This is a genomic window from Vibrio neptunius (assembly GCF_000967495.1).
In the GTDB taxonomy this organism is placed as follows: Bacteria; Pseudomonadota; Gammaproteobacteria; order Enterobacterales; family Vibrionaceae; genus Vibrio; species Vibrio neptunius.
The window spans coordinates 20498-42867 of record NZ_JXXU01000059.1 but is presented as its reverse complement, the minus strand read 5'-3'; the positions used below and the strand labels follow the sequence as shown (position 1 = coordinate 42867).

21 protein-coding genes are annotated in these 22370 nt (G+C 47.2%); 6 read left to right on the top strand and 15 right to left on the bottom strand.

Features of this window, described 5'->3' with window-relative positions; all coding sequences use genetic code 11:
* Positions 1-280: 280 nt before the first annotated feature.
* The 10 genes from rlmB to kefG form a co-directional block, all read right to left on the bottom strand.
* A complete protein-coding gene (gene rlmB / locus TW84_RS19850) occupies positions 281-1018 on the bottom strand; it encodes a 23S rRNA (guanosine(2251)-2'-O)-methyltransferase RlmB (RefSeq protein WP_045977365.1) in 738 nt (245 codons plus the stop codon).
* A gap of 12 nt (positions 1019-1030) precedes the next feature.
* Complete coding sequence (gene rnr / locus TW84_RS19845) at positions 1031-3496, bottom strand: ribonuclease R (protein WP_045977364.1); 2466 nt, start codon at positions 3494-3496, stop codon at positions 1031-1033.
* Positions 3497-3806: 310 nt separating this feature from the next.
* Positions 3807-4445 carry a flagellar protein MotX gene (gene motX, locus TW84_RS19840; protein ID WP_045977363.1) on the bottom strand — a complete coding sequence of 213 codons (639 nt, stop codon included), beginning with the start codon at positions 4443-4445 and terminating at the stop codon, positions 3807-3809.
* Positions 4446-4517: 72 nt separating this feature from the next.
* Positions 4518-4664, bottom strand: coding sequence for a hypothetical protein (locus tag TW84_RS24935; RefSeq protein ID WP_167336335.1), 147 nt, complete (start codon positions 4662-4664; stop codon positions 4518-4520).
* Positions 4665-4717: 53 nt separating this feature from the next.
* Positions 4718-6034 carry an adenylosuccinate synthase gene (locus TW84_RS19835; protein ID WP_045977362.1) on the bottom strand — a complete coding sequence of 439 codons (1317 nt, stop codon included), beginning with the start codon at positions 6032-6034 and terminating at the stop codon, positions 4718-4720.
* A gap of 133 nt (positions 6035-6167) precedes the next feature.
* Entirely contained in the window at positions 6168-7109 is a 942-nt protein-coding gene (locus TW84_RS19830; protein WP_045977361.1) for an isoaspartyl peptidase/L-asparaginase family protein, read from the bottom strand.
* Between the two features lie 102 nt (positions 7110-7211).
* Positions 7212-7793 (bottom strand): peptidylprolyl isomerase, encoded by a 582-nt coding sequence (gene slyD, locus TW84_RS19825; protein ID WP_045977360.1) that lies wholly within the window; start codon positions 7791-7793, stop codon positions 7212-7214.
* A gap of 96 nt (positions 7794-7889) precedes the next feature.
* A complete protein-coding gene (locus tag TW84_RS19820) occupies positions 7890-8084 on the bottom strand; it encodes a YheV family putative zinc ribbon protein (RefSeq protein ID WP_045977359.1) in 195 nt (64 codons plus the stop codon).
* 67 nt (positions 8085-8151) lie between these two features.
* Positions 8152-9945 (bottom strand): glutathione-regulated potassium-efflux system protein KefB, encoded by a 1794-nt coding sequence (kefB, locus tag TW84_RS19815; protein WP_045977358.1) that lies wholly within the window; start codon positions 9943-9945, stop codon positions 8152-8154.
* Entirely contained in the window at positions 9935-10528 is a 594-nt protein-coding gene (gene kefG, locus TW84_RS19810; protein ID WP_045977357.1) for a glutathione-regulated potassium-efflux system ancillary protein KefG, read from the bottom strand. The genes kefB and kefG overlap by 11 nt, the downstream gene beginning before the upstream one ends.
* A gap of 167 nt (positions 10529-10695) precedes the next feature.
* On the opposite strand from kefG, the gene TW84_RS19805 reads away from it, so the two are divergent.
* The 6 genes from TW84_RS19805 to crp all read left to right on the top strand — a co-directional run bounded on the left by TW84_RS19805 (position 10696) and on the right by crp (position 16164).
* Positions 10696-12618, top strand: a complete 1923-nt coding sequence (locus tag TW84_RS19805) for an ABC transporter ATP-binding protein (RefSeq protein ID WP_045977356.1) — start codon at positions 10696-10698, stop codon at positions 12616-12618.
* Positions 12615-13091 (top strand): TIGR02444 family protein, encoded by a 477-nt coding sequence (locus TW84_RS19800; RefSeq protein WP_045977355.1) that lies wholly within the window; start codon positions 12615-12617, stop codon positions 13089-13091. The genes TW84_RS19805 and TW84_RS19800 overlap by 4 nt, the downstream gene beginning before the upstream one ends.
* Before the next feature lie 11 nt (positions 13092-13102).
* Entirely contained in the window at positions 13103-14080 is a 978-nt protein-coding gene (locus tag TW84_RS19795) for a hydrolase (protein WP_045977354.1), read from the top strand.
* A 39-nt stretch (positions 14081-14119) separates the two neighbouring features.
* Complete coding sequence (locus TW84_RS19790; RefSeq protein ID WP_045977353.1) at positions 14120-14332, top strand: YheU family protein; 213 nt, start codon at positions 14120-14122, stop codon at positions 14330-14332.
* Positions 14333-14419: 87 nt separating this feature from the next.
* Positions 14420-15289: a phosphoribulokinase gene (locus TW84_RS19785; protein WP_019276788.1), complete on the top strand. Its 870-nt coding sequence runs from the start codon at positions 14420-14422 to the stop codon at positions 15287-15289.
* Positions 15290-15531: 242 nt separating this feature from the next.
* The gene (gene crp, locus TW84_RS19780; protein WP_004410522.1) at positions 15532-16164 is read left to right on the top strand and encodes a cAMP-activated global transcriptional regulator CRP; all 633 of its coding nucleotides are present in this window, start codon (positions 15532-15534) and stop codon (positions 16162-16164) included.
* A gap of 266 nt (positions 16165-16430) precedes the next feature.
* Here crp and TW84_RS19775 read toward each other — a convergent pair whose 3' ends face one another.
* The 5 genes from TW84_RS19775 to TW84_RS19755 all read right to left on the bottom strand — a co-directional run bounded on the left by TW84_RS19775 (position 16431) and on the right by TW84_RS19755 (position 22277).
* Positions 16431-17222 carry a DUF1338 domain-containing protein gene (locus tag TW84_RS19775; protein ID WP_045977352.1) on the bottom strand — a complete coding sequence of 264 codons (792 nt, stop codon included), beginning with the start codon at positions 17220-17222 and terminating at the stop codon, positions 16431-16433.
* A 179-nt stretch (positions 17223-17401) separates the two neighbouring features.
* The gene (gene astD / locus TW84_RS19770) at positions 17402-18859 is read right to left on the bottom strand and encodes a succinylglutamate-semialdehyde dehydrogenase (protein WP_045977351.1); all 1458 of its coding nucleotides are present in this window, start codon (positions 18857-18859) and stop codon (positions 17402-17404) included.
* Positions 18860-18876: 17 nt separating this feature from the next.
* The gene (astA, locus tag TW84_RS19765; protein WP_045977350.1) at positions 18877-19896 is read right to left on the bottom strand and encodes an arginine N-succinyltransferase; all 1020 of its coding nucleotides are present in this window, start codon (positions 19894-19896) and stop codon (positions 18877-18879) included.
* A 196-nt stretch (positions 19897-20092) separates the two neighbouring features.
* Entirely contained in the window at positions 20093-21307 is a 1215-nt protein-coding gene (locus tag TW84_RS19760) for an aspartate aminotransferase family protein (protein WP_045977349.1), read from the bottom strand.
* Positions 21308-21698: 391 nt separating this feature from the next.
* Positions 21699-22277, bottom strand: a complete 579-nt coding sequence (locus TW84_RS19755; RefSeq protein ID WP_045977348.1) for an aminodeoxychorismate/anthranilate synthase component II — start codon at positions 22275-22277, stop codon at positions 21699-21701.
* Positions 22278-22370: the final 93 nt, after the last annotated feature.

The following is a 22370-nucleotide window of genomic DNA, read 5'->3' as shown; positions in this document are numbered from 1 at the left end:
GGGATGCGGGATGCGGGAACGGACTTCGTCCTATGGAGAGCTGGAGAGTTGGAGAGCTGTAAATGATTCCCCGCAAAGCAAAAGCTGTCATCCTCAAGAATGAGGGACGAGCGAATTGGGGATCTCGTAATTCAAGTAGATGTATTTGATAGATTCCCTACTCCCTCATTCTTCGGTCTATGGAATGACATACCTAGAGTCAAAGATTCCATTTAGCGATGTAACAACGTAAAAGAGCGGGCTGAAAAAACAGCCCGCTCTTTATATGTATTCCAACTTTTTACGCTAAACGCTGACGTACCGCTTCAAATAGACAGACACCAGAGGCAACAGAGACATTTAGACTTGAGACACTCCCTGCCATTGGGATCTTGATTAAGTCATCACAAGTTTCACGTGTCAGGCGACGCATACCATCGCCTTCTGCGCCCATGACGATCGCAAGAGGCCCAGTTAACTTGGCTTGGTAGAGGTCATGAGTTGCTTCGCCAGCCGTGCCAACAAACCAGATCCCCTGTTCCTGCAATGCGCGCATTGTTCGAGCTAAGTTGGTTACGCGAATCAAGGGGACTGTTTCTGCTGCGCCACATGCGACTTTGCTAACCGTAGCCGTAATATTCGCTGACTTATCCTTAGGAACAATCACCGCCGCCACTCCTGCAGCATCAGCATTGCGTAGACACGCACCTAGGTTATGCGGATCAGTGACTCCATCCAATACTAGCAATAACGGTGTGGAATGTTGGGCAAGAATGTCATCGAGATCATTTTCATTCAGCTGCTTAGCTGGCTTCACCTTAGCCATAATGCCTTGGTGATTCGCACCACGTGCTTTGTCATCCAGAGTTTTACGTGTCATTTGTTGAATCGACACACCACACATCTGGAGTTCATTCAAGATTGGCATTAAGCGGTCATCTTGACGACCTTTTAATACGAAGGCTTCAACAAAGCGCTCTGGCTCTTTTGCCAGTACCGCTTTTACTGCGTGAATGCCGTAAATAAATTCATTACTCATTAATTTATCCGATTACTGTTTTTTACCACGCGCTTTCTTTGCTTTGTGACGTGGCTTTTTCTTACGCGCTTTTTCTGAAGGTTTCTTCGAAGTTTTACTGCCTTTGCCTTCTTCCTGGCTGCCATCCGGGCGTTTTGTTGGTTCAACCATAGGCTTAGCTTTATCTGCGGAACGACGACCATTCGCTGCCGCATTTTTTTTGGCCTTAGCTTTTTTCTGTGCCTCGGCTGCACGTTTTTTGGCTGTTTTTCCTTTGCCGCGTAGCTTACGACTAGTTTCGACTAATTCAAAGTCAATTTGTCGATCATCTAGATTTACAGACAGTACTTTCACTTTCACTGCATCACCAAGGCGATAGATAGCGCCGAAAGTTTCACCAATTAGTCGCTGTCCAATCGGATCAAACTGGTAGTAGTCGTTTGCCAAAGCAGAAATATGCACTAGTCCGTCAATATGCAGTTCAGTTAAACGGACAAAGAAACCAAAGCCAGTCACATTGGCAATCACACCTTCCAGCTCTTCACCAACGTGATCTTGCATGTACTCACATTTGAGCCAGTCAGAGACTTCGCGAGTCGCGTCATCGGCACGACGCTCAGTCATCGAACATTGCTCACCATAGAAGTCCATGTCATCAAATGAATAGTGGCAACCACCTGTCGGTGTCCAGCGATCTTTCAATGTGCCATTCTCCTTGGCAATTAGATATTTGATCGCGCGATGCAATAGCAAGTCTGGGTAGCGACGAATTGGCGAGGTAAAGTGCGCGTAGCGTTTTAGTGCCAAGCCAAAGTGACCGCAGTTATCTGCGTTATAGACCGCCTGCTTCATTGAACGCAACAACATGGTTTGAATCAGCTCTTTATCTTGACGCTCGCTAATTTGCTTAACCAAATCAGCGTAGTCTGTTGGAGATGGCTCTAAACCGCCATTTAAATGCAGACCTAGCTCACCTAAGAAGTCACGGAAACCCTGCAAGCGTAGTTCACCCGGAGATTCGTGAATTCGATAAAGGGCTGGTTCTTTTGCTTTTTCGACCAAAGAAGCAGAAGCGATATTGGCTAAGATCATACATTCTTCAATGATCTTATGCGCATCATTGCGAATCACAGGTTCAATACTGTCAATCTTACGCTCCGCATTGAAGATGAACTTGGTTTCCACCGTTTCAAATTCAATCGCGCCGCGATTATCACGAGCATGCTTAAGCACTTTGTACATCTTATGCAGCTCTTCTAAGTGAGGAACTAACGGTTGGTATCTTTGGCGTAGCTCTTCATCCCCTTCAAGGATATGGTGTACCTTGTTATAAGTCAGGCGAGCATGGGAGTTCATCACCGCTTCGTAGTGCTTATAGCCAGATAACTTACCCGTCTCAGAGATGGTCATCTCACACACCATACATAGGCGATCAACCTGCGGGTTGAGAGAACATAAGCCGTTAGACAATACCTCCGGAAGCATAGGAACGACTTGCGATGGGAAGTAAACCGAGTTACCGCGGTTAATCGCTTCTTTATCCAGTGCACTGTCTGGGCGAACGTAATAGCTGACATCAGCAATAGCGACCCAAAGCCTCCAACCACCGCTTTTCTTTTTCTCACAGAAAACAGCATCGTCAAAGTCGCGAGCATCTTCGCCATCGATAGTCACGAGTGGCAGTTCGCGTAGGTCTACCCTACCGACTTTTGCCTCTTCCGGTACTTCTTCACCAAGCCCTTCGACTTGCTTATCGACCGCTTCAGGCCACTCATGCGGAATTTGGTGAGTACGGATAGCAATTTGTGTCTCCATCCCCGGGGCCATATTTTCACCCAGAACTTCAATCACTTTGCCCATCATGCCACGAGAGCGAGAGCCACGATCCGTAATTTCAATCACTACGACGTTACCCATACGCGCTCCTGCACGTAAGTCATTCGGGATCAGGATGTCTTGGCTAATACGCGAGTCATCGGGCACAACATAGGAATAGCCGTACTCCATAAAGAATCGACCCACAATTTGCGTCTGACGCTCTTCAAGCACGCGAACCAAACGACCTTCTTTTCTTCCTCGCTTGGAGTTCTGTGTTGGCTGGACTAACACATAGTCGCCATGCAGAACACTTTTCATCTGGTGATGAGGCAATACCACATCGTTATCTTTGCCCACACTCCCTTCAGGCCGCACCCAGCCATGACCATCTTTGTGTCCGATAACGTAACCTTTCACCATTTCGAGTTTTTCTGGCAAGGCGTAGCATTGACGGCGGGTAAACACCAGTTGACCATCACGTTCCATCGCTCTCAATCTACGGCGTAAGCCTTCATATTGCTCTTCACCTTCTAAATGAAGCGCTTCAAAAAGATCGTTGCGATTTAAAGGAACGCCAGCCTGCTCAAGAAATTCAAGAATGAACTCCCGACTGGGAATTGGGTTTTCGTAGTTCTCTGACTCACGAGCAGCAAAAGGATCGTTTGTGGTGTTTTCTGACATAGGCGCGCCTAATTAAACAAGGAAGGTAATTAAAGCTAGTATATCTGACTCACTTACTAAGCTACAGGAGAGTTAGATTAAAAAGCCAAATTCTCACTCTATTTTCATCACTGGCTATGATTGGTCTCAATCTTAGTGGCTTAAGATAGAGACCAGCTGTAGCTTTACGGGGTGAAGCGAACGAACACAAAAGCAAGGTTTCTCGCTAAACACAGGTGAGGAGTGCAACCGAGTAGTGGAAATATAAAGCAACAACGCCCAGCTTATGCTGAGCGTTGTGTTGTTACCTGAGTGCAGTCAGGTTAGTGGATTACCAGAAAGTATCGCGTTTTTTGGCTCTGGCGATAATATTCTGTGGCATTCTACGCTCTAAACCCTGGCGCAGAATTGAAATGCGTTTGTGCGTGCGCTGATCCGCCGTCACAGAGTTGTACAGCCAGCGATACGCATCTTCATAATCTAACGGGCTGCCGTAATCACGCAGCAGCAGTTCCGCCAAATGGATGCGTGCATTAAGATTGCCCATCGCAGCCGCTTCACGCAAGTAAGGGATTGCTCGTTCTTTGTCCTGCTGAACTAAGGTGCCGCGCGAATAATAACGCCCGAGCTGCTCCAATGCCGCAGGTAAACCCTGATGCGCTGCATTTTCCATATAGTACAAGCCAAGTTCCACATCCTGCTCGACACAAACTCCCCACGCCAGCATGTCTCCATACAAAAACTCGTAGGATGGTAGGCTGATCCGGGTCGCTCGAGCGACGATATCTTCAACTAATTGGCAATTATCTGACTTAACTTGTTCTAAATGTTTGTTTTCGTTGATCAGTTTTATCAATTCAGCTTCGGTATATATGGGAATAGGCTCACCGATTTCAGTAAGCTCATTGGCATTAGCCACTGAAGCCCCAAACAAAAATACCATCGAAGCAGCTAACTTTCTTAGCTTCATTGTCTGCACTCTTTGACTTCGATAATGTCTACACCTATCTGCTCACAAGACAGGTTCATACAAGCTGGGTTGTTAGCAACCTGTATCTTTAGGATTCACCGAACAAACGGCAACCTTGATACCTGTATCGGCAACGGCTGCTAACTCTTTAATCAAAATTGCCGACGACTGGCAAAAACTTGCCACTTTCAGTATAGATAGTGCATGAAAATTAAGCATAAAAAAACCAGCGCTAATGCGCTGGTTTTTACAAACGTGGATAACAATCAGAATTAAGCTTCGTAAGGATGAACCTTGATGATTGTTTCGTTGCGATCTGGGCCAGTCGAGATAATGTCGACAGGAACACCCGTTAGCTCTTCGATACGTTTGATGTAGTCTAGAGCTGCTTGTGGAAGCGCATCGATAGACTTAGCACCAAATGTTGTCTCAGACCAACCTGGCATAGTTTCGTAGATTGGCGTTGCTTCTTCGAATGATTCAGCAGCCATTGGAGACACTTCTAGGATAGCGCCATCTTTCATCTTGTAACCAGTACAGATTTTGATCTCTTTCAGACCATCAAGAACGTCTAGTTTAGTCAGACACATACCGGTTAGTGAGTTGATTTGAATTGCACGGCGCATTGCCACTGCATCAAACCAACCAGTACGACGTAGACGACCAGTTGTTGCGCCAAACTCGTGGCCAACATCGCCTAGGTGTTTACCAACTGGGTCTTGCTTATCTAGACCGTCGTATAGTTCTGTTGGGAATGGACCAGAACCAACACGAGTACAGTACGCTTTAGTGATGCCAAGGATGTACCCGATGTGACGAGGGCCAAAACCAGAACCAGCAGCAACACCACCAGCCGTCGTATTAGAAGACGTTACGTATGGGTAAGTACCGTGGTCGATATCAAGTAGCGTACCTTGAGCACCTTCGAACATGATCTTGTCGCCGCGCTTACGTGCTGCGTCTAGTTCATCAGTGACGTCCATTACCATTGAAGTAAGAAGGTCTGCGTAACCCATGCACTGCTCTAGTACCGCTTCGTAGCTGACTGTTTCTGCTTTATAGAAGTGCTCTAGCTGGAAGTTATGGAATTCCATCACTTCTTTTAGTTTCTCAGCGAACATTTCTTTGTCGAAAAGGTCACCAACACGTAGACCGCGACGAGCTACTTTATCTTCATAAGCTGGACCGATACCACGACCCGTTGTACCGATAGCTTTCGCCCCACGAGCGATTTCGCGCGCGTTGTCGATAGCGATGTGGTATGGAAGAATTAGAGGACAAGCCTCAGAAACGAAAAGACGCTCACGTACTGGAATACCGCGCTCTTCAAGAGGCTTCATTTCTTTAAGCAGAGCTTCAGGCGATAGTACAACGCCATTACCGATAACACATTTTACGTTATCGCGAAGAATACCTGATGGAATTAAGTGAAGAACGGTTTTTTCACCGTCAATGACTAGAGTGTGACCTGCGTTGTGACCGCCTTGATAGCGAACCACGTATTTTGCATCTTCAGTTAAAAGGTCTACGATTTTACCTTTACCTTCGTCACCCCATTGGGTGCCCAGAACGACTACGTTATTTCCCATCTTTCCAAGTCTGATTGGTAGTTAAAAATGGATTCTAGCACTGAATCACACTTCTTGCAGTCATTTTTTAATCATAGAAGTGTAATGAAGCACTAACCCTCTGTTAGTGCTACTATTAGGGGTCATCTTGACTCTATTCATCGGCATAAATCTTCACTAGCAGGCTGCCATCTGTACCAATGCTCGCCCGGTACATGCCGCTGCTGTTCATCGCAAAGTGAACACGTCCATCACCGTCGATGGCAATCAGCCCCCCTTCGCCACCCATGGCCTTCAACTCGCCTTGAATCACAGTCTCGCAGGCCGTGTGTACATCTTCCTTGAGATAACGCATTCGCGCTGCCACATCACTCGCAACGGTTTTGCGGATGAAATACTCGCCCATTCCAGTTGTCGACACAGCTACATTGCCATTTTCAGCAAACGTACCTGCGCCAATGATGGAAGAATCTCCCACTCGACCGTACTTTTTATTGGTCACACCACCAGTGCTAGTCGCAGCCGCTAAGTTGCCTTGCTGGTCCAGCGCGACAGCGCCGACTGTGCCGTATTTCTTGTCATCTGGGTATTTCGCCTCGGATAAGGCAAATAAGCCTTTCTCTTTCATCGACTGCAACTGGTCATAGCGTCGGTCAGTGAAGAAGTAATCTTGTTCGGTGTATTGATGCCCCTGCTCAAAGGCAAACTCTTCGGCCCCATCTCCGATCAACAGTACATGGTTACTGTCTGTCATCACATCACGAGCCAACTCAATCGGGTTACGGATATGACGCACGCCAGCCACTGCGCCTGCATTGGCTTCTTTACCGTACATAACAGAGGCATCCATCTCAACAATTTCTTTGTGGGTTAAGACAGAGCCCTTGCCAGCATTGAAGTTTGGTGAGTCTTCGAGCACTTTAACCGCTGCAACGACCGCATCCAACGCATCACCCGACTTAGCTAGAATGCTATGCCCAGCGCGAACCGAAGCTTCAAGGTCTTCTAAGATGGAAGCCTTTAACTCTTCGCTCATTTGATCACGCAATATAGTTCCGGCTCCGCCATGAATGGCAATTGAGAATGGTTGAGTCATCGACGGCTCTCCTAACAACGAGTTGACTGATAAGTTAATAACAAAAAGGCGTTTCCCGTACAGCGGGAAACGCCTTTTACAATCTAGCTATAAGCTAACGGATTAGTGAGAACCACAGCTACCGCCACCGCAGCAGCCATCTTTCTTCTCTTCGCTGTGATCATGGCCTTCGCCACCACAGCAACCACCTTCGTGATCGTGGTCGTGACCACAACCACCAGCTTGGTGAACATGACCGTGTTCAATTTCATCTGCTGTCGCTTCACGTACCGCTACAACTTCAACATCGAAAGTCAGAGTCTGACCCGCAAGCATATGGTTGCCATCCACCACCACTTCGTCGCCGTCCACTTCTGTCACTTCCACAGGGATTGGACCTTGGTCAGTATCTGCAAGGAAACGCATACCCACTTCAATCTCATCAACACCTTGGAATACATTCGCAGGTACACGTTGAACAAGTGCGTCGTTGTGATCACCGTAAGCCTCTTCTGGAGACACTGTTACTGAGAACTGAGCGCCCGCTTCCTTACCTTCTAGTGCAGTCTCAAGACCTGTGATCAGGTTGTTGTTGCCGTGTAGGTAATCCAGTGGCGCTTCTGCTGTTGATTGATCAACCACAACACCATCTTCCAGCTTAACCTGGTAAGCAAGGCTTACTACTACATTCTTTTCAATTTTCATAATGACTCCAAGGAGATAAAGAAACGGAGCAATTGAGTTGCTCCGAATAACAATTTTCTATGCCGGATATTATGGGGATCAAATAAAGAAACTCAATCAATCTGGCTTAAAAATACCAATCATCTCTTGTTGGGAGTGTTCGGTTTTCTCTACAGATTGCGGTTTACGCTGCTCCTGATACTCACACTCTACACACTCAACTAACTCAATATTGTTTTCTATCCACCAGCGCAAAGTATCTTGCTGAGCACATTTAGGGCAGCTAGCACCTGCGATAAATCTTTTTTTCATTTTTTCATTCCACAACGTAAAGCTTCACCAGAATGGAATGACTGCCATGCTCTGGGAAGATTTGGATTTAATCCCAGAAGTTCTTTGATTGCTGATCTTTTTCCATCTCGCGACCAAAAATTTCTTCCAGTTCTTTTCGGGCTTCTTTGGCTCTCATGGCCAATTGCTTGTCTTCATGATGCTGAGGTAATAATTCTTTCAACATCGCATTATCCAATTTTCTAAAGTGCGCTTCGGCTCGCTTGGCCTGATAGGGGTGCATCCCGAGCTCAGTTAACGCTTGGCGACCCAAGTCTAAAGCACCGAGAAATGTCTCCCTTGAGTAGTTTTCGACCCCGTGGCTCAGCAGCTGATAGGCCTCAACTCGACTTCGTGCCCGCGCCAAAAGCTTAAGATGCGGAAAATGGTACTGACACAAATCGATAATCTTCATAATTTCATCGGGAGAGTCGGTACAAATCACCATTGCTTCGGCTTTATCGGCTCCTGCAGCCCGCAGCAAGTCTAACTGCGTAGCATCACCATAAAACACTTTATAGCCATACTTTCTGAGTAATTGGATTTGACTGGCGTCACTTTCTAGTACCGTTACTCGAATTTTGTTGGCGTACATAAGTCGACCAACAATCTGACCAAAACGACCAAAGCCCGCAATAATCACTCTTGGTTCACGGTTAACCACATCCGTGCGCAGCGCCCCCGCATCATCATTCAAGCCACGTGCATACCACTTACTTTGCGCCATCAATAGCAGGGGTGTAGTGACCATAGATAAACTCACCACGACAAGTAGAAAAGCAGTTTGCTCTTGCGCTAACAGACCTTCTGCGCTCGCCGCTGTAAAAATAACAAACGCAAACTCGCCGCCTTGGCTTAGAATAGCCGCCATCTTACTGCGAGCTTTAGGTTTACTCCCGGCCAAGCGGGCTAAGAAATAAAGGATCGCTGCCTTGACGGCCACCAAGCCGAACACCGCCATCAGTACATTCCAAGGCTCCAAGGCTAACAGGCCCAGATTCACGGCCATACCCACGGCAATAAAGAACAACCCAAGAAGTAGCCCTTTGAATGGTTCGATAGCTATTTCAAGCTCGTGGCGATATTCACTCTCTGCCAGAAGAACGCCAGCAAGGAAAGTGCCGAGCGCCATAGAGAGACCAAGATGCTGCATCAACTGTGCAATGCCTATCACTAGCAGTAACGCAGCGACCGTAAATAGCTCTCGTACTCCACTCAACACCACGTAGCGGAATAATGGACGAAGCAGAAAGTGACCGCCAACCAGTAGGCCGATAACACCACCCAACATCCACATGGCATCGAGCCAATCCCCTGCGGTGTTGCCTGCTAGAATAGGCAGAATCGCCAACATGGGGATCACCGCAATATCTTGAAATAGCAATACGGCAAACCCAGACTGACCCGCTTCACTGCCTGCCAAACCCTGTTCTTCGATCACTTTCAGCGCAATGGCGGTTGATGACAGTGCCAAGCCCATACCAATCACTAAACTGGTTTGCCAATTAACGCCAGCGAGATTGGTCACACTCGCCAGTACCGCCGTCGTAATCACAACTTGTGCGCCGCCCAGACCAAGGATCGGCCCTTTCATCTGCAAGAGTTTTTTGGGATTCAGTTCTAAGCCGATCAAAAACAGCAGTAGCACAACACCAAACTCGGCAAAGTGGAGGATCGCTTCCACATCGCTAATAAGGCCTAGCCCCCAGGGGCCGATAATAATACCTGCCAGCAAATACCCCAATACCGAGCCAAGCCCTAAGCGTTGGGCCAACGGCACTGCAACGACCGCTGCTGTTAGAAAAATGACACTGCTCTGGAGGAAATCATTTTCAAGTGCCATGAGTTTCTCCTGAAGTTGCGTTCATCGTCGGGTTGAGCAGCCATTGGCGATAAGCCTCGGCGTGCTGATAGCGGTCCATATCAGAGACATTGCGAGCCCAGTAAAGTACCAACGGCTCAATCCATGTCATTTGGCACAACGCAGCCGTCAACTCAAACGGCTGTAAAATTTCTGACAACGGGTATTTGTTATACCCACTACTGCCAAAGGCCTCCTCATTACCGCCTGTAGTAATGACACTGCGCCAATGTTTACCTTTAAGCGCTTCACCTTTTCCATAAGCGAACCCCTTACCCAACACTCGATCCATCCACTCTTTAAGTAGTGCCGGGCAAGAATACATATACAACGGATGCTGAAAAACGATCACATCGTGGTCGAGCAAACGCTGTTGCTCGGCATCCACATCAATAAAAAAGTCGGGGTAATACGCATAGAGATCATGCACAGTAACGTGTTCAAGCGCCGCAGTCTTCTTGATCATCACTTGGTTCGCGACTGAGCTTTGCGACTCAGGGTGAGCATAAATCACCAACACTTTCAGTTTTTCAGGCGACTCAGCATTCAAATCATTTACAGCCATTCCGTAAGTTGCCATCCTTTTGTTTTCAATACCTAAATAGGTGTAAAGTACAATTTTATCGCTATCGGTTTGTTATACGTTGTTGTTAAGCATAACGCAATAATCGACATTTTATCTCATTCCCCCTACTATTCGACGCGATACGAGCAAGAATAAAGCACAAGATTATGATTACCTTTTCTGACATCCAGCTGCTGCGTGGCGGTAAGCCACTGCTGGACCAAACTTCAGCGACTATTCACCCAGGCGACAAAGTCGGCCTAGTCGGTAAAAACGGCTGCGGTAAATCTACCCTATTTGCATTAATCAAAGATGAACTGTCTATTGATGCTGGTAACTTCAGCAAACCTTCTCATTGGGAAATGGCTTGGGTGGCACAGGAAACGCCAGCCCTAGAACGCAGTGCGATTGAGTATGTCATTGATGGTGATCGTGAGTATCGCCGCCTCGAATCAGAGCTGGAGACGGCAGAGCAAGAGGACAAAGGCACCTTGGTCGCCGAAATCCATGGCAAGATTGAAACCATTGGTGGTTATAGTATTCGAGCACGCGCCGCAGAACTGCTTGATGGTTTGGGTTTTAGCCAAGATCAGATGAGCTGGAACCTCACTCAGTTTTCTGGTGGTTGGCGTATGCGCCTTAACCTTGCACAAGCCCTGCTTTGTCGCTCCGATCTTTTGCTACTCGATGAGCCAACCAACCACTTAGATCTTGATGCCGTGATGTGGTTAGAGCGCTGGTTGCAAAACTATCCGGGCACGCTCGTCCTGATCTCACACGACCGTGATTTCCTCGATCCTATCGTGGGTCGTGTTATTCATGTCGAAAACCAGCAACTCAATGAGTACACGGGTAATTACTCTTCGTTTGAAGATCAGCGTGCGCAAAAGCTCATCTTGCAGCAAGCACAATTTGAAAAGCAGCAAAAGCAAATGTCGCATATGCAAAGTTATATCGACCGCTTCCGCTATAAAGCCTCAAAAGCTCGCCAAGCACAAAGCCGTATCAAAGCCCTTGAGCGTATGGAAAAAGTTCTACCTGCTCAGCTTGACAACCCATTCAGTTTCCAATTCCGCGATCCCGATGCGTTGCCCAACCCAATCATTATGATGGATGAGGTCTCTGCGGGTTATGATGACAATCTGATCTTAGAAAAAATCCGCCTCAATCTGGTTCCTGGTAGCCGCATAGGTCTACTTGGACGTAACGGCGCGGGTAAATCCACCCTAATCAAACTGCTTTCTCGTGAATTGAACCCTCAAGGTGGCGATCTGACATACTCACAGGGGGTTAAGATTGGTTACTTCGCTCAGCACCAGTTAGAGACACTGCACCCAGAAGAGACACCACTGCAGCATATGATGCAAATTGCACCGGATAAAAACGAACTTGAGCTACGTAATTATCTGGGCAGTTTTGGATTCCAAGGTGATAAAGCGCTAGAAAAAGTGGCCCCTTTCTCTGGCGGAGAGAAGGCTCGCCTCGTATTGGCTCTGATCGTTTGGCAAAAACCAAACTTATTACTGCTTGATGAGCCAACCAACCACCTAGACTTAGACATGCGCCAAGCTCTCACGCTGGCTCTACAAACGTTCGAAGGTGCGATGGTGATTGTTTCACACGACCGTTACTTGCTGCGCGCGACCACAGACGATCTTTACTTAGTTCATGCTCGTCAGGTTGCCCCTTTTGATGGTGATCTGAATGATTACTACAAGTGGCTGACAGAACAGCAAAAAGCTGAACGCCGCGAAGCGCAATCTGCACAACCAGAGAAGAGCAACATCAACAGTGCTGCTGCCAAAAAAGAGCAAAAGCGTCGTGAAGCCGAATTCCGTAAACAGACCGCTCCTGCACGCAAAGCACTCACTAAACTTGAGGCTAAGATGGAGACCCTTGGTCATCAATTAGCGGAAGCAGAAACGCAATTATCTGATAACTCGCTGTATGAAGCGGAAAACAAAGCTAAACTTAGTCAGATATTAACCGTTCAGAGTCAGGCTAAAGCCGAACTGGAAGACGTCGAAATGGAATGGATGGCGCTACAGGAAGAGCTGGAGCAGATGGAACAGGAGTTTAACGGTCAATGAGCTCAAAGCACGCATCAACATCTCTGACACTAGAGCGCTTATGGCAGTTCAGCCTACAATATTACAGTGTTAGGGAAGTCAAAGATGCGTGCCTGAATTTACAAAACCAGTTCAAAGGCAATGTAAACTTGCTGTTGCTGCTGAAATGGCTTGATGAGCAGCAAGCTGCCTTTCTCGATGAAGACTGGCATAAAGTCGAAGAATGTTTGGGGCGCTCAGAAACCTTGTTACACAGCTATCGCGACCTGCGCCGTAAACTCAAATCTCATGTTTCTGAGACCCTCTACAGAGAGGCTTTGCAGTTCGAATTACAACTCGAAAAGCAGCAGCAGTCTGATCTGGTCGACTGCATCAATAGTATAGAATTACAGAATAACCAAGATGAACCGCTGACGTTAAGATATTGTCGTCAGCTTGGCGGAGAACATTTACACGCCGTTTTTGCCCAATCCATCGATGACCTCACCCACTGACAGGCTTTCTTATGACTCAATTTATTGCTGCCAAAGGATTAGCCAATCCGCACCTGCAAACTCTAGCGCCACGATTTATTCGCAAAAAAGCGCTATTTGAACCACTGTGGCAAACCCTGAATACTCCAGATGGTGATTTCCTCGATCTGGCGTGGAGTGAAGACTGGCAAACTGAACACGCGAAGAAAAAGCCTGTTTTTATCTTGTTTCATGGCCTAGAAGGGTGCTTTTACAGCCCATATGCCAATGGCTTGATGCACGCATTTTCTCAGCAAGGTTGGCTATCTGTGATGATGCATTTCCGTGGCTGTAGCGGTAAACCTAACCACCGAGCACGGGCATATCACTCCGGTGAAGTAGAAGATGCGCGTTTCTTCCTTGAGCAGCTCAATCAACAAGTGCCGAACGAAACCAAAGTCGCCGTTGGGATTTCGCTCGGTGGCAACATGTTGGCTAACTATCTAGCTGAGTACAATCAAGCGCCTCTGCTTTCTGCGGCGACCATAGTGTCGGCACCGCTTGACTTATCGGCTTGTTCAGAACGCATCGAGAGGGGTTTTTCCAAGGTTTACAAGACCTACTTACTCTCATCGTTGAAAAAAACGGCTTTGCGGAAACATCACCTAATTAAAGGCGAACTCGATGTGTCTTATCAGAGCATTAAGCGAGTCACCAAGTTGTTTGAATTTGATGACTTGATCACTGCGCCACTGCATGGCTTTAGAGATGCACAAGATTATTATCAACGTTGTTCGGGCATCCACAAATTGAAAGACATTCGCATACCGACACAAATCATCCATGCTAAAGACGACCCTTTCATGACCGATGCGGTGATCCCTAAGTATGTCCTCCCTGACAATATCGACTACCGGCTGTTCGAACAAGGTGGACACGTTGGTTTCTTAACTGGCAGTGCACTCAAACCTAGGTTCTGGTTAGAAGAAGCGTTACCAGCCTACTACCAAAGTCTGGCGGTTTCTGGATAATAGCCCTCAACTTTTCGAGCATAAAAGACAGAGGTATTTATGATCGTTCCATGGCAACAAATTGACCCAGACACACTAGACAACCTGATTCGTGAGTTCGTCCTTCGCGAGGGCACTGACTATGGTGAACTGGAAATATCCCTACCAGACAAAGTCGAGCAAATAAAAAGCCAGCTCGAATCAGGCGAGGCTGTTGTGGTGTTTTCCGAGCTTCACGAAACCGTCGATATTCAACTCAAGCAAAAGTTTTAATTTAAAACACATCATACCGTGCCCTTCCAATAAAGCGTGTTATAGTGACATGCAACAAGGGACAGTTATTTACAGACAAGGTTTGTCATGTCAGCAAAACATCCAATCATTGCCGTCACCGGTTCTTCTGGTGCAGGCACTACTACGACATCTGAAGCGTTCCGCAAAATGTTCAACATGATGAACGTCAAGCCCGCTTGGGTCGAAGGTGATAGCTTTCACCGTTTTACTCGCCCAGAGATGGATGTCGAAATTCGTAAAGCCCGTGAGCAAGGTCGTCACATTAGCTACTTTGGTCCGCAGGCCAACGACTTTCCGGCGCTCGCAGAGTTTTTCCGTAAATACGGTAACGAAGGGACAGGTCAGGTACGTCGTTATCTGCACACCTTTGATGAAGCTGTACCATACAACCAAATGCCGGGGACCTTTACGCCGTGGCAAGAACTGCCAGAAAACTCTGATGTGCTGTTTTATGAAGGCTTACACGGTGGCGTCGTTGATGGCGATGTGAATGTCGCTCAGCACGTCGATTTTCTGATCGGCATGGTACCCATTGTCAACTTGGAATGGATCCAAAAGTTTGTCAGAGACACCCGTGACCGCGGCCATTCGCGTGAAGCGGTGATGGATTCAATTGTCCGTTCGATGGACGACTACCTCAACTACATCACTCCTCAGTTCTCAAGAACTCACATCAACTTCCAGCGTGTTCCGACCGTCGACACTTCCAACCCACTTAATGCTAAAGGCATCCCAAGCTTAGATGAAAGCTTTGTTGTCATTCGCCTACGTGGTATCAAGAATGTCGACTTCCCATATCTGCTGGCGATGATTGACGGTTCATTTATGTCACGTCACAACACGCTCGTGGTGCCGGGCGGAAAAATGAGTTTCGCTGTCGAGCTGATTGTTCGCCCTATCTTGCAACAGTTAATTGAAACCGGAAAAATTGGCTAAGACTCGCGTTCTAAACACGATTACTTTTCATACCGTGATCATGTGCACATTTTTGCGTAGAAAATCGTAAGATGTACCCGATTAAAATCAAGAAATAGATTTCAAAAAAAGATACTATTTGAAACCGAAACAAAGATGGCTTGCAGCATTTGAAAAGTGCTCTTATCCTAGTAGGTCTTGATTCAAGGCTTAGCTAAAACATGGAAAGTAGCAAGCGTACCCTGCAGAGGAAGTGAGATATTATGGTTCTAGGTAAACCTCAAACCGATCCAACATTAGAGTGGTTCCTTTCACACTGTCATATTCATAAGTACCCATCAAAAAGCACGCTTATTCACGCGGGCGAAAAAGCAGAGACTCTTTACTACATTGTCAAAGGTTCTGTGGCTGTACTTATTAAAGACGAAGAAGGTAAGGAAATGATCCTTTCTTACCTAAACCAAGGTGACTTTATCGGTGAACTTGGTTTATTCGAAGAAGACCAAGAGCGTACGGCATGGGTTCGTGCCAAATCTCCTTGTGAAGTAGCAGAAATTTCATTCAAGAAATTCCGTCAGCTAATCCAAGTTAACCCTGACATCCTGATGCGTCTATCTGCACAAATGGCAAGCCGCCTGCAAGTGACCAGTCAGAAAGTCGGTGACTTGGCATTCCTTGATGTAACAGGCCGCATCGCGCAGACACTGCTTAACTTGGCAAAACAGCCAGATGCAATGACGCACCCAGACGGCATGCAGATCAAGATCACTCGTCAGGAAATCGGTCAGATTGTTGGCTGTTCTCGTGAAACCGTAGGTCGTATCTTGAAGATGCTAGAAGAGCAGAACTTAATTTCTGCCCACGGTAAAACAATCGTTGTTTACGGTACCCGTTAATTTCGATTAACCGCTAAGAATTTAAAAGCCACCAATGGAGACATTGGTGGCTTTTTTGTTTGCTTATGTCATCCCCGAGAGGGAGGGACGACCGAGTTGGGGATCTCTTCAAACAAGCGAGTAAATCTATAAAGATTCCCTACTCCGTCCTTCGTCGGTCTATGGAATGACGACTGTTCACCACAGCCCGTTCTAAATTCTCGCAGGGCGCAGCCCGAATCTCGAAGCGCAGCGTTCCCGAGGACGAAGTCCGTTCTCAGATTTTCCTACCCGTTAGTGCTCTCGAAGATCTTATCAGCAGAGGCTGCAACAAATCCTGGGTAGAGTTCACCGTTACTCATCGGGTAGCGCTTAGCAAACTCATAGAAGCCACCAGGAATCATCTCAGTCCCTTCTGTGAAGGTCACTGGCACTTTATCTGCCATGGTAGAGGATTGCTCAAGCAGCACATCAGGTGAGCCTTTTACTTCACCGCCTGATTCGTTGATCGTAAAACCAGCTTCACGCAGGTGATCATTGACACCTTTCACTTCCTCAAACGCATCCAGTTGATTGACACTCACTGTAAAGTGGTTGGCACCATAGCCGTGTGCCGCCAGCCAGGAAGCGTATTCACTCTCTTTTGCTAGTAACTGGTAATCAGCAAAACTCAGATCCCACAGACGCCCACCAGACAAGAACTCATGACCTTTGAGCTTATCGGTGTCCAATTGCTCAACCAGCTTGGCAACGATGGCCTGAAGCTCTGGAGAACACTCGTTCACTTTTAACTCACTGATAAACACTTTCGGCTGTTTTGGATCTGGGTGCTCAAAATGTTTCGCCACTAACTTCTTGCTTTCGAACTCATAATCACCGCATGGCTTGTAGCCCACGTCGATAAATGGTTTGGCCAGTGTTTCAATACCTAAAGGCGCTACGTTAAATGTACGCAGGGCGATGTGGTCATTGATCAGCGGCTCATTTTCCTGAAGCAGCTGGTGAACGTTATCAGCAGAGGGACATAAGCGTTGAATATAGTCATTCCATAACGACTGGAATAAAACTTGTGGCGTCATAACGCCTCCTTGTTTGGGTTTGTCTACGTTAACGGAGTTATACTTATTGTTTACTGAATTTTTTATAAAGGAGGCTATCTGACCAAATTTATCCAGAAATCTGATCAGATAGCCTTCAACCTGTGACGTTTAAAAACCTCCCTAAAAGGGAGGCGGTAAGGGAAACCCTTAAAATATGTTTATAACTCAACACCCGGGCTTAAGGTCGCGGGAAGTAGTGTTTCTCCCCCTTCCATTGAAGCCATTGGGTACGCGCAGTAATCTGCTGCGTAGTAAGCGCTTGGTCGTAGGTTGCCCGAAGCACCAGGACCACCAAATGGTGCATCACCGCTCGCGCCAGTCAACTGACGATTACGGTTAACAATACCAGCGCGAATGTGGTCAACAAAGTAATCCCACTCGCTGTCGTCGGTGGAAACGAGACCAGCCGACAAGCCAAAGCGCGTATCGTTTGCCAGCTCAACGGCTTTTTCCAAGCCTTGGTAACGCACCACTTGCAGTAGTGGACCGAAATACTCTTCATCTGGCAGATCAGCAATTGGCGTCACGTCAATAATGCCCGGAGACACAAATGCCGCTTCACCCGCTTTGGCTTCTAGCAAACTCACGCCGCCAAGGCTTTGTAAGTTGGTTTGCGCATTAAGAATAAAGTCAGCCGCGGCTTTAGAAATTTGAGGGCCCATAAATGGCGCAGGCTCAGCGAAAGGTTGATCAACACGAATCTTCTCTGTCGCTTCAACCAGCTTAGTCACCAGTTGATCGCCTTTTTCACCAACAGGTACGTAGAGACGGCGGGCACAAGTACAACGTTGACCTGCACTGATGAAAGCAGACTGAATGATGGTATACACGGTTGCATCCAACTCGCCATAATTCTCAGAGATCACCATAGGGTTGTTGCCACCCATTTCTAGCGCCAACATTTTACCTGGCTGCCCTGCAAACTGACGATGCAGGATATGACCTGTATTGGCACTACCGGTGAACAACACACCATCAATGCCTTTTGCATCTGCGAGAGCAACACCCGTTTCCTTCGCGCCCTGAACAAGGTTGATGACACCGGCTGGTAAACCCGCCTGTTGCCAAAGTTTCATTGCGAATTCGCCAGTCAATGGCGTTTGCTCAGATGGCTTAAATACAACCGTGTTACCTGCTAGTAATGCTGGCACTATGTGACCGTTTGGCAGATGCCCTGGGAAGTTGTAAGGGCCGAATACCGCCATCACACCCAAAGGACGATGACGTAGGACAATCTGGTTGCCAGCGGCTTCGCGTGTCGCTTCACCGGTACGGTCATGATAAGCACGGATAGAAATCGCTATCTTACCGGCCATGGCTGCCGCTTCAGTACGTGTTTCCCAGATAGGTTTTCCGGTTTCTTTCGCAATGATTTCAGCGATTTGTTCGCTGTTTTCTTTTACTTTCTCAGCAAACGCCAGCACGATAGCTTCACGCTCAGCGTAAGTCATTTTTTTCCAACTTAAGAAGGCGTGTCGAGCCGCACTGACTGCAGCTTCAACCTGCGCAGGTGACGCACTGTCGCCTTGCCAGATCACTTCATTGTTGTATGGGCTGGTCGAATTCATTGCTTCGCCCTGCCCGGCAAGCCACTCGCCTGCAATCCAATGTGTCATGTTTCTATTCCTTTCGATTACTGAGCCAGCATGCGAACGTATTCGCCTTCATTGACTTCCAGTGCTTTAGCCACATCCGGCGACAGAATCACAGATTCAGAAGCTTGGTCGTACGCCGCTTTAGTTGCTACAGCACGGAAGTTTTCAAACGATGTGTTTGAGATAAGGTAATCTTGCGAGCTGGTGTGCTCAGCAATGGTGATTTTGGCGCGGAAAGAGTGACGGACCGACTCAATATTACGCACATCACATTCCACGGACGGGCCGCCATCAAAGATGTCGACGTAGTTACGGCACGTAAAACCTTCTTTCTCAAGCAGACGCAGTGCAGGTTTAGTATTTTCATGCACCTGACCAATCACTGCTTGAGCTTCTTTGCTTAGCAAGTTGATATAAATCGGCAACTTAGGCATAAGGTCGGCAATAAAACCTTTCTTACCGATACCGGTCAGGTAGTCTGCCATCGTGAAGTCAATCGAGAAGAAATGCTCTTGCAGCCATTTCCAGAATGGTGAGTTACCTTCATCATCCGAGACACCACGCATTTCAGCGAAAACCGTTTCAGAAAAACGATGCGGATGCTCCGCCATCATCAAGAAACGACATTTCGACATCAGACGACCGTTGAGCCCAACGCGGAAATCCGGGCGTAGGAACAAGGTACAAATTTCACTACAACCTGTGTAGTTATTGCCAAACGTCAGCAACTTCACCACATTGTTCACCCCGAGTTTCGGTGATGAATGCACTATGGTGCTAATGTGGTAAGAATAAAATGGCACATCCCAGCCAATAGACGCTTCAATACCGGTACAACCTGCCACTTCGCCAGTCTCACTGTCGAAACCAACCATCAAGTAACCTTCGTCACCGGGCTCAGTCACATTATCTTTGGCAAAGCTGTACTCTGAATGAGTAATACGATTGGTTAACAGTTCTTCGTTAACCGGAAGAGATGTAAATCCATGACCCGATTCCACTGCACACGTGTGCAGCGCGTCGTAGTCCGACATTGCTATAGGGCGAACAACCAGCATCGATAATCCCTCCTGATGCGTGAACGCTAGTACTCATTAGTTATCCGTTTATACTTTGACTTCGTCATTCCCTACAGTGAGGAACGAACGTGATTGGGAATCTCTCAACGCGATGCAGGAGATCCCCAATTCGGTCGTGCCTTCCTCTTGAGGATGACACCGTTTATATCGATATGAGTACTAGACTAGGTGTTTCTTATTTAGCTAGCGTTGCTAGAGCTTTATCTAGTCTTGCTAATCCTTCTGCGATTTCTTCTTTGGTGATAACCAATGAAGGTGTAAAGCGAACCACATTCGCGCCTGCCACTAACACCATCAAGCCTTCTTTACCGGCTGCAACCAGTACGTCACGCGCACGGCCTTGCCACTCTTCATTCAGAGCCGCACCAAGCAGAAGACCTTTACCACGTACTTCTGAGAACATGTGGTACTTATCATTAAGTGCAGTTAAACCATCACGGAATAACGCTTCACGTTCAGCAACACCCGCTAGAGTATCCGGTGCGCTGACGATGTCGACCACCGCTTCTGCAACCGCACACGCCAATGGGTTACCACCGTATGTTGAACCATGTGTCCCCACTTTCATGTGCTCAGACAGTTCAGAGGTCGTTAGCATCGCACCGATAGGGAAACCACCACCAAGCGATTTTGCTGTGCTTAAAATATCTGGTGTAACACCCAGACCTTGGTAAGCGTAGAAGTGGCCAGTACGGCCGTTACCCGTCTGAACTTCATCAAAGATAAGCAGCGCATTGTGTTTGTCACACAGCTCGCGAACCGTTTGAACAAACTCGTCTGTTGGAGAAATAATACCGCCTTCACCTTGAAGTGGCTCCATCATGATGGCACAAGTACGATCAGAGATGTGCTCGCGTAGCGTTTCAATATCGTTGTATGGCAGGTGAGTCACATCACCAGGTTTAGGACCAAAACCATCAGAGTAAGCCGCCTGACCGCCTACCGTGACTGTAAAGAAAGTACGACCGTGGAAGCCTTGTTTGAAAGCGATGATTTCAGATTTTTCAGGACCAAACTTATCCGCAGCGTAACGACGTGCCAATTTCAGCGCGGCTTCGTTGGCTTCTGCGCCTGAGTTAGCGAAGAACACTTTCTCTGCAAAGCTCACCTCTGTTAGCTTCTTCGCAAGGCGAAGTGCAGGTTCATTTGTCATGACATTGCTCAGGTGCCACAGTTTCTGACCTTGCTCAGTCAGCGCATTAACCATAGCAGGGTGACAATGACCCAGACAGCTCACGGCGATACCACCAGCAAAGTCGATATATTCTTTGCCTTCCTGATCCCAAACACGAGCGCCTTCACCCTTGACCGGAACCATTTCCATTGGGTTATAACAAGGCACCATCACCTCATTAAACAAACCGCGTTCTACTTTATTTTCGACTGTCATTGCACATTCCCTCTCGATACCGCATGCCAGGTAATTTTTGCATCCTTGCTTTCATTTGACGAAAGCACATATTGTTTTGCATTTAAGCAATTGCGGCATTGTATTTACATTTAATTAACCATTTCAATAGTGAATTATTCTTTTTACTTCACTGCTGAAAGTCTGTTCTGCATTCGCTTTGAGTATTTATGCATTAAGCCACCGCTTTTATGAAGCAATATATTCTTATAACAAAGATAAGCTGTAGTTAAGCATAGTAATAACAAGGGCGGAGAGTCAGGCAGGGCAACGCTTACGAATAGTTTTTCACATAATATCCGCGCGCAACAATATGAAAGAAATGTTAAAAAAAGTGATCCCAGTCAGAATTTACTGAGGCCAACAGAGGGCATTAACGGCGTAAAAAGTTAGCAAGAAGCTCGTGCCCTTGCTCAGTTTTGATCGATTCTGGATGAAATTGCACCGCATCAATAGGTAACGTTTTGTGCTGATAGCCCATGATTTCATCCATTGAGCCATCTTCGAGTTCCGTCCAAGCGGTGAGCTCAAAACACTCGGGTAGCGTGCCGTTTTTCACCACTAATGAATGATAACGTGTCACTGTAAGAGGATTATTCAAACCAGCAAAAACACTGCGGCCGTTGTGTCGGATTGGGGAAGTCTTTCCATGCATGACCTGACGAGCACGCGCCACTTCACCACCAAACACCTGAGCAATGGCCTGATGGCCCAAGCACACTCCAAGTATCGGCAATTTACCGGCAAAGTGTTCGATCACCTCTAGGGTGATCCCAGCTTGATTAGGCGTACACGGGCCCGGAGAAATCACTAGATGGCTGGGTTTCATCGCTTCAATCGCTGCAATATCTGTTTCATCGTTACGCACCACTTTTACCTCGGCACCTAACTCGCAAAAGTATTGGTACAGGTTGTAAGTAAAGGAATCGTAGTTATCGATGATTAACAGCATGGGTCTGGATTGGTGTTGATAAAATTGCTTGTCAGGGGCGGTATTGTGCAATACCAAGGCGGAAAGGCAAGCAATAACTCCGCAAACGATAAA

Excerpts from the sequence above, each read along its gene's own strand:
- TW84_RS19800 (WP_045977355.1), top strand. The coding sequence starts at position 12,615 with ATGAGCTCAAAGCACGCATCAACATCTCTGACACTAGAGCGCTTATGG.
- kefG (WP_045977357.1), bottom strand. The coding sequence starts at position 10,528 with ATGGCTGTAAATGATTTGAATGCTGAGTCGCCTGAAAAACTGAAAGTG.
- TW84_RS19820 (WP_045977359.1), bottom strand. The coding sequence starts at position 8,084 with ATGAAAAAAAGATTTATCGCAGGTGCTAGCTGCCCTAAATGTGCTCAG.
- astD (WP_045977351.1), bottom strand. The coding sequence starts at position 18,859 with ATGACACATTGGATTGCAGGCGAGTGGCTTGCCGGGCAGGGCGAAGCA.
- kefB (WP_045977358.1), bottom strand. The coding sequence starts at position 9,945 with ATGGCACTTGAAAATGATTTCCTCCAGAGCAGTGTCATTTTTCTAACA.
- TW84_RS19785 (WP_019276788.1), top strand. The coding sequence starts at position 14,420 with ATGTCAGCAAAACATCCAATCATTGCCGTCACCGGTTCTTCTGGTGCA.
- TW84_RS19830 (WP_045977361.1), bottom strand. The coding sequence starts at position 7,109 with ATGACTCAACCATTCTCAATTGCCATTCATGGCGGAGCCGGAACTATA.
- slyD (WP_045977360.1), bottom strand. The coding sequence starts at position 7,793 with ATGAAAATTGAAAAGAATGTAGTAGTAAGCCTTGCTTACCAGGTTAAG.
- TW84_RS19790 (WP_045977353.1), top strand. The coding sequence starts at position 14,120 with ATGATCGTTCCATGGCAACAAATTGACCCAGACACACTAGACAACCTG.
- TW84_RS24935 (WP_167336335.1), bottom strand. The coding sequence starts at position 4,664 with ATGCTTAATTTTCATGCACTATCTATACTGAAAGTGGCAAGTTTTTGC.
- motX (WP_045977363.1), bottom strand. The coding sequence starts at position 4,445 with ATGAAGCTAAGAAAGTTAGCTGCTTCGATGGTATTTTTGTTTGGGGCT.
- astA (WP_045977350.1), bottom strand. The coding sequence starts at position 19,896 with ATGCTGGTTGTTCGCCCTATAGCAATGTCGGACTACGACGCGCTGCAC.
- TW84_RS19755 (WP_045977348.1), bottom strand. The coding sequence starts at position 22,277 with ATGCTGTTAATCATCGATAACTACGATTCCTTTACTTACAACCTGTAC.
- TW84_RS19805 (WP_045977356.1), top strand. The coding sequence starts at position 10,696 with ATGATTACCTTTTCTGACATCCAGCTGCTGCGTGGCGGTAAGCCACTG.
- TW84_RS19760 (WP_045977349.1), bottom strand. The coding sequence starts at position 21,307 with ATGACAGTCGAAAATAAAGTAGAACGCGGTTTGTTTAATGAGGTGATG.
- TW84_RS19775 (WP_045977352.1), bottom strand. The coding sequence starts at position 17,222 with ATGACGCCACAAGTTTTATTCCAGTCGTTATGGAATGACTATATTCAA.
- rnr (WP_045977364.1), bottom strand. The coding sequence starts at position 3,496 with ATGTCAGAAAACACCACAAACGATCCTTTTGCTGCTCGTGAGTCAGAG.
- TW84_RS19835 (WP_045977362.1), bottom strand. The coding sequence starts at position 6,034 with ATGGGAAATAACGTAGTCGTTCTGGGCACCCAATGGGGTGACGAAGGT.
- crp (WP_004410522.1), top strand. The coding sequence starts at position 15,532 with ATGGTTCTAGGTAAACCTCAAACCGATCCAACATTAGAGTGGTTCCTT.
- TW84_RS19795 (WP_045977354.1), top strand. The coding sequence starts at position 13,103 with ATGACTCAATTTATTGCTGCCAAAGGATTAGCCAATCCGCACCTGCAA.
- rlmB (WP_045977365.1), bottom strand. The coding sequence starts at position 1,018 with ATGAGTAATGAATTTATTTACGGCATTCACGCAGTAAAAGCGGTACTG.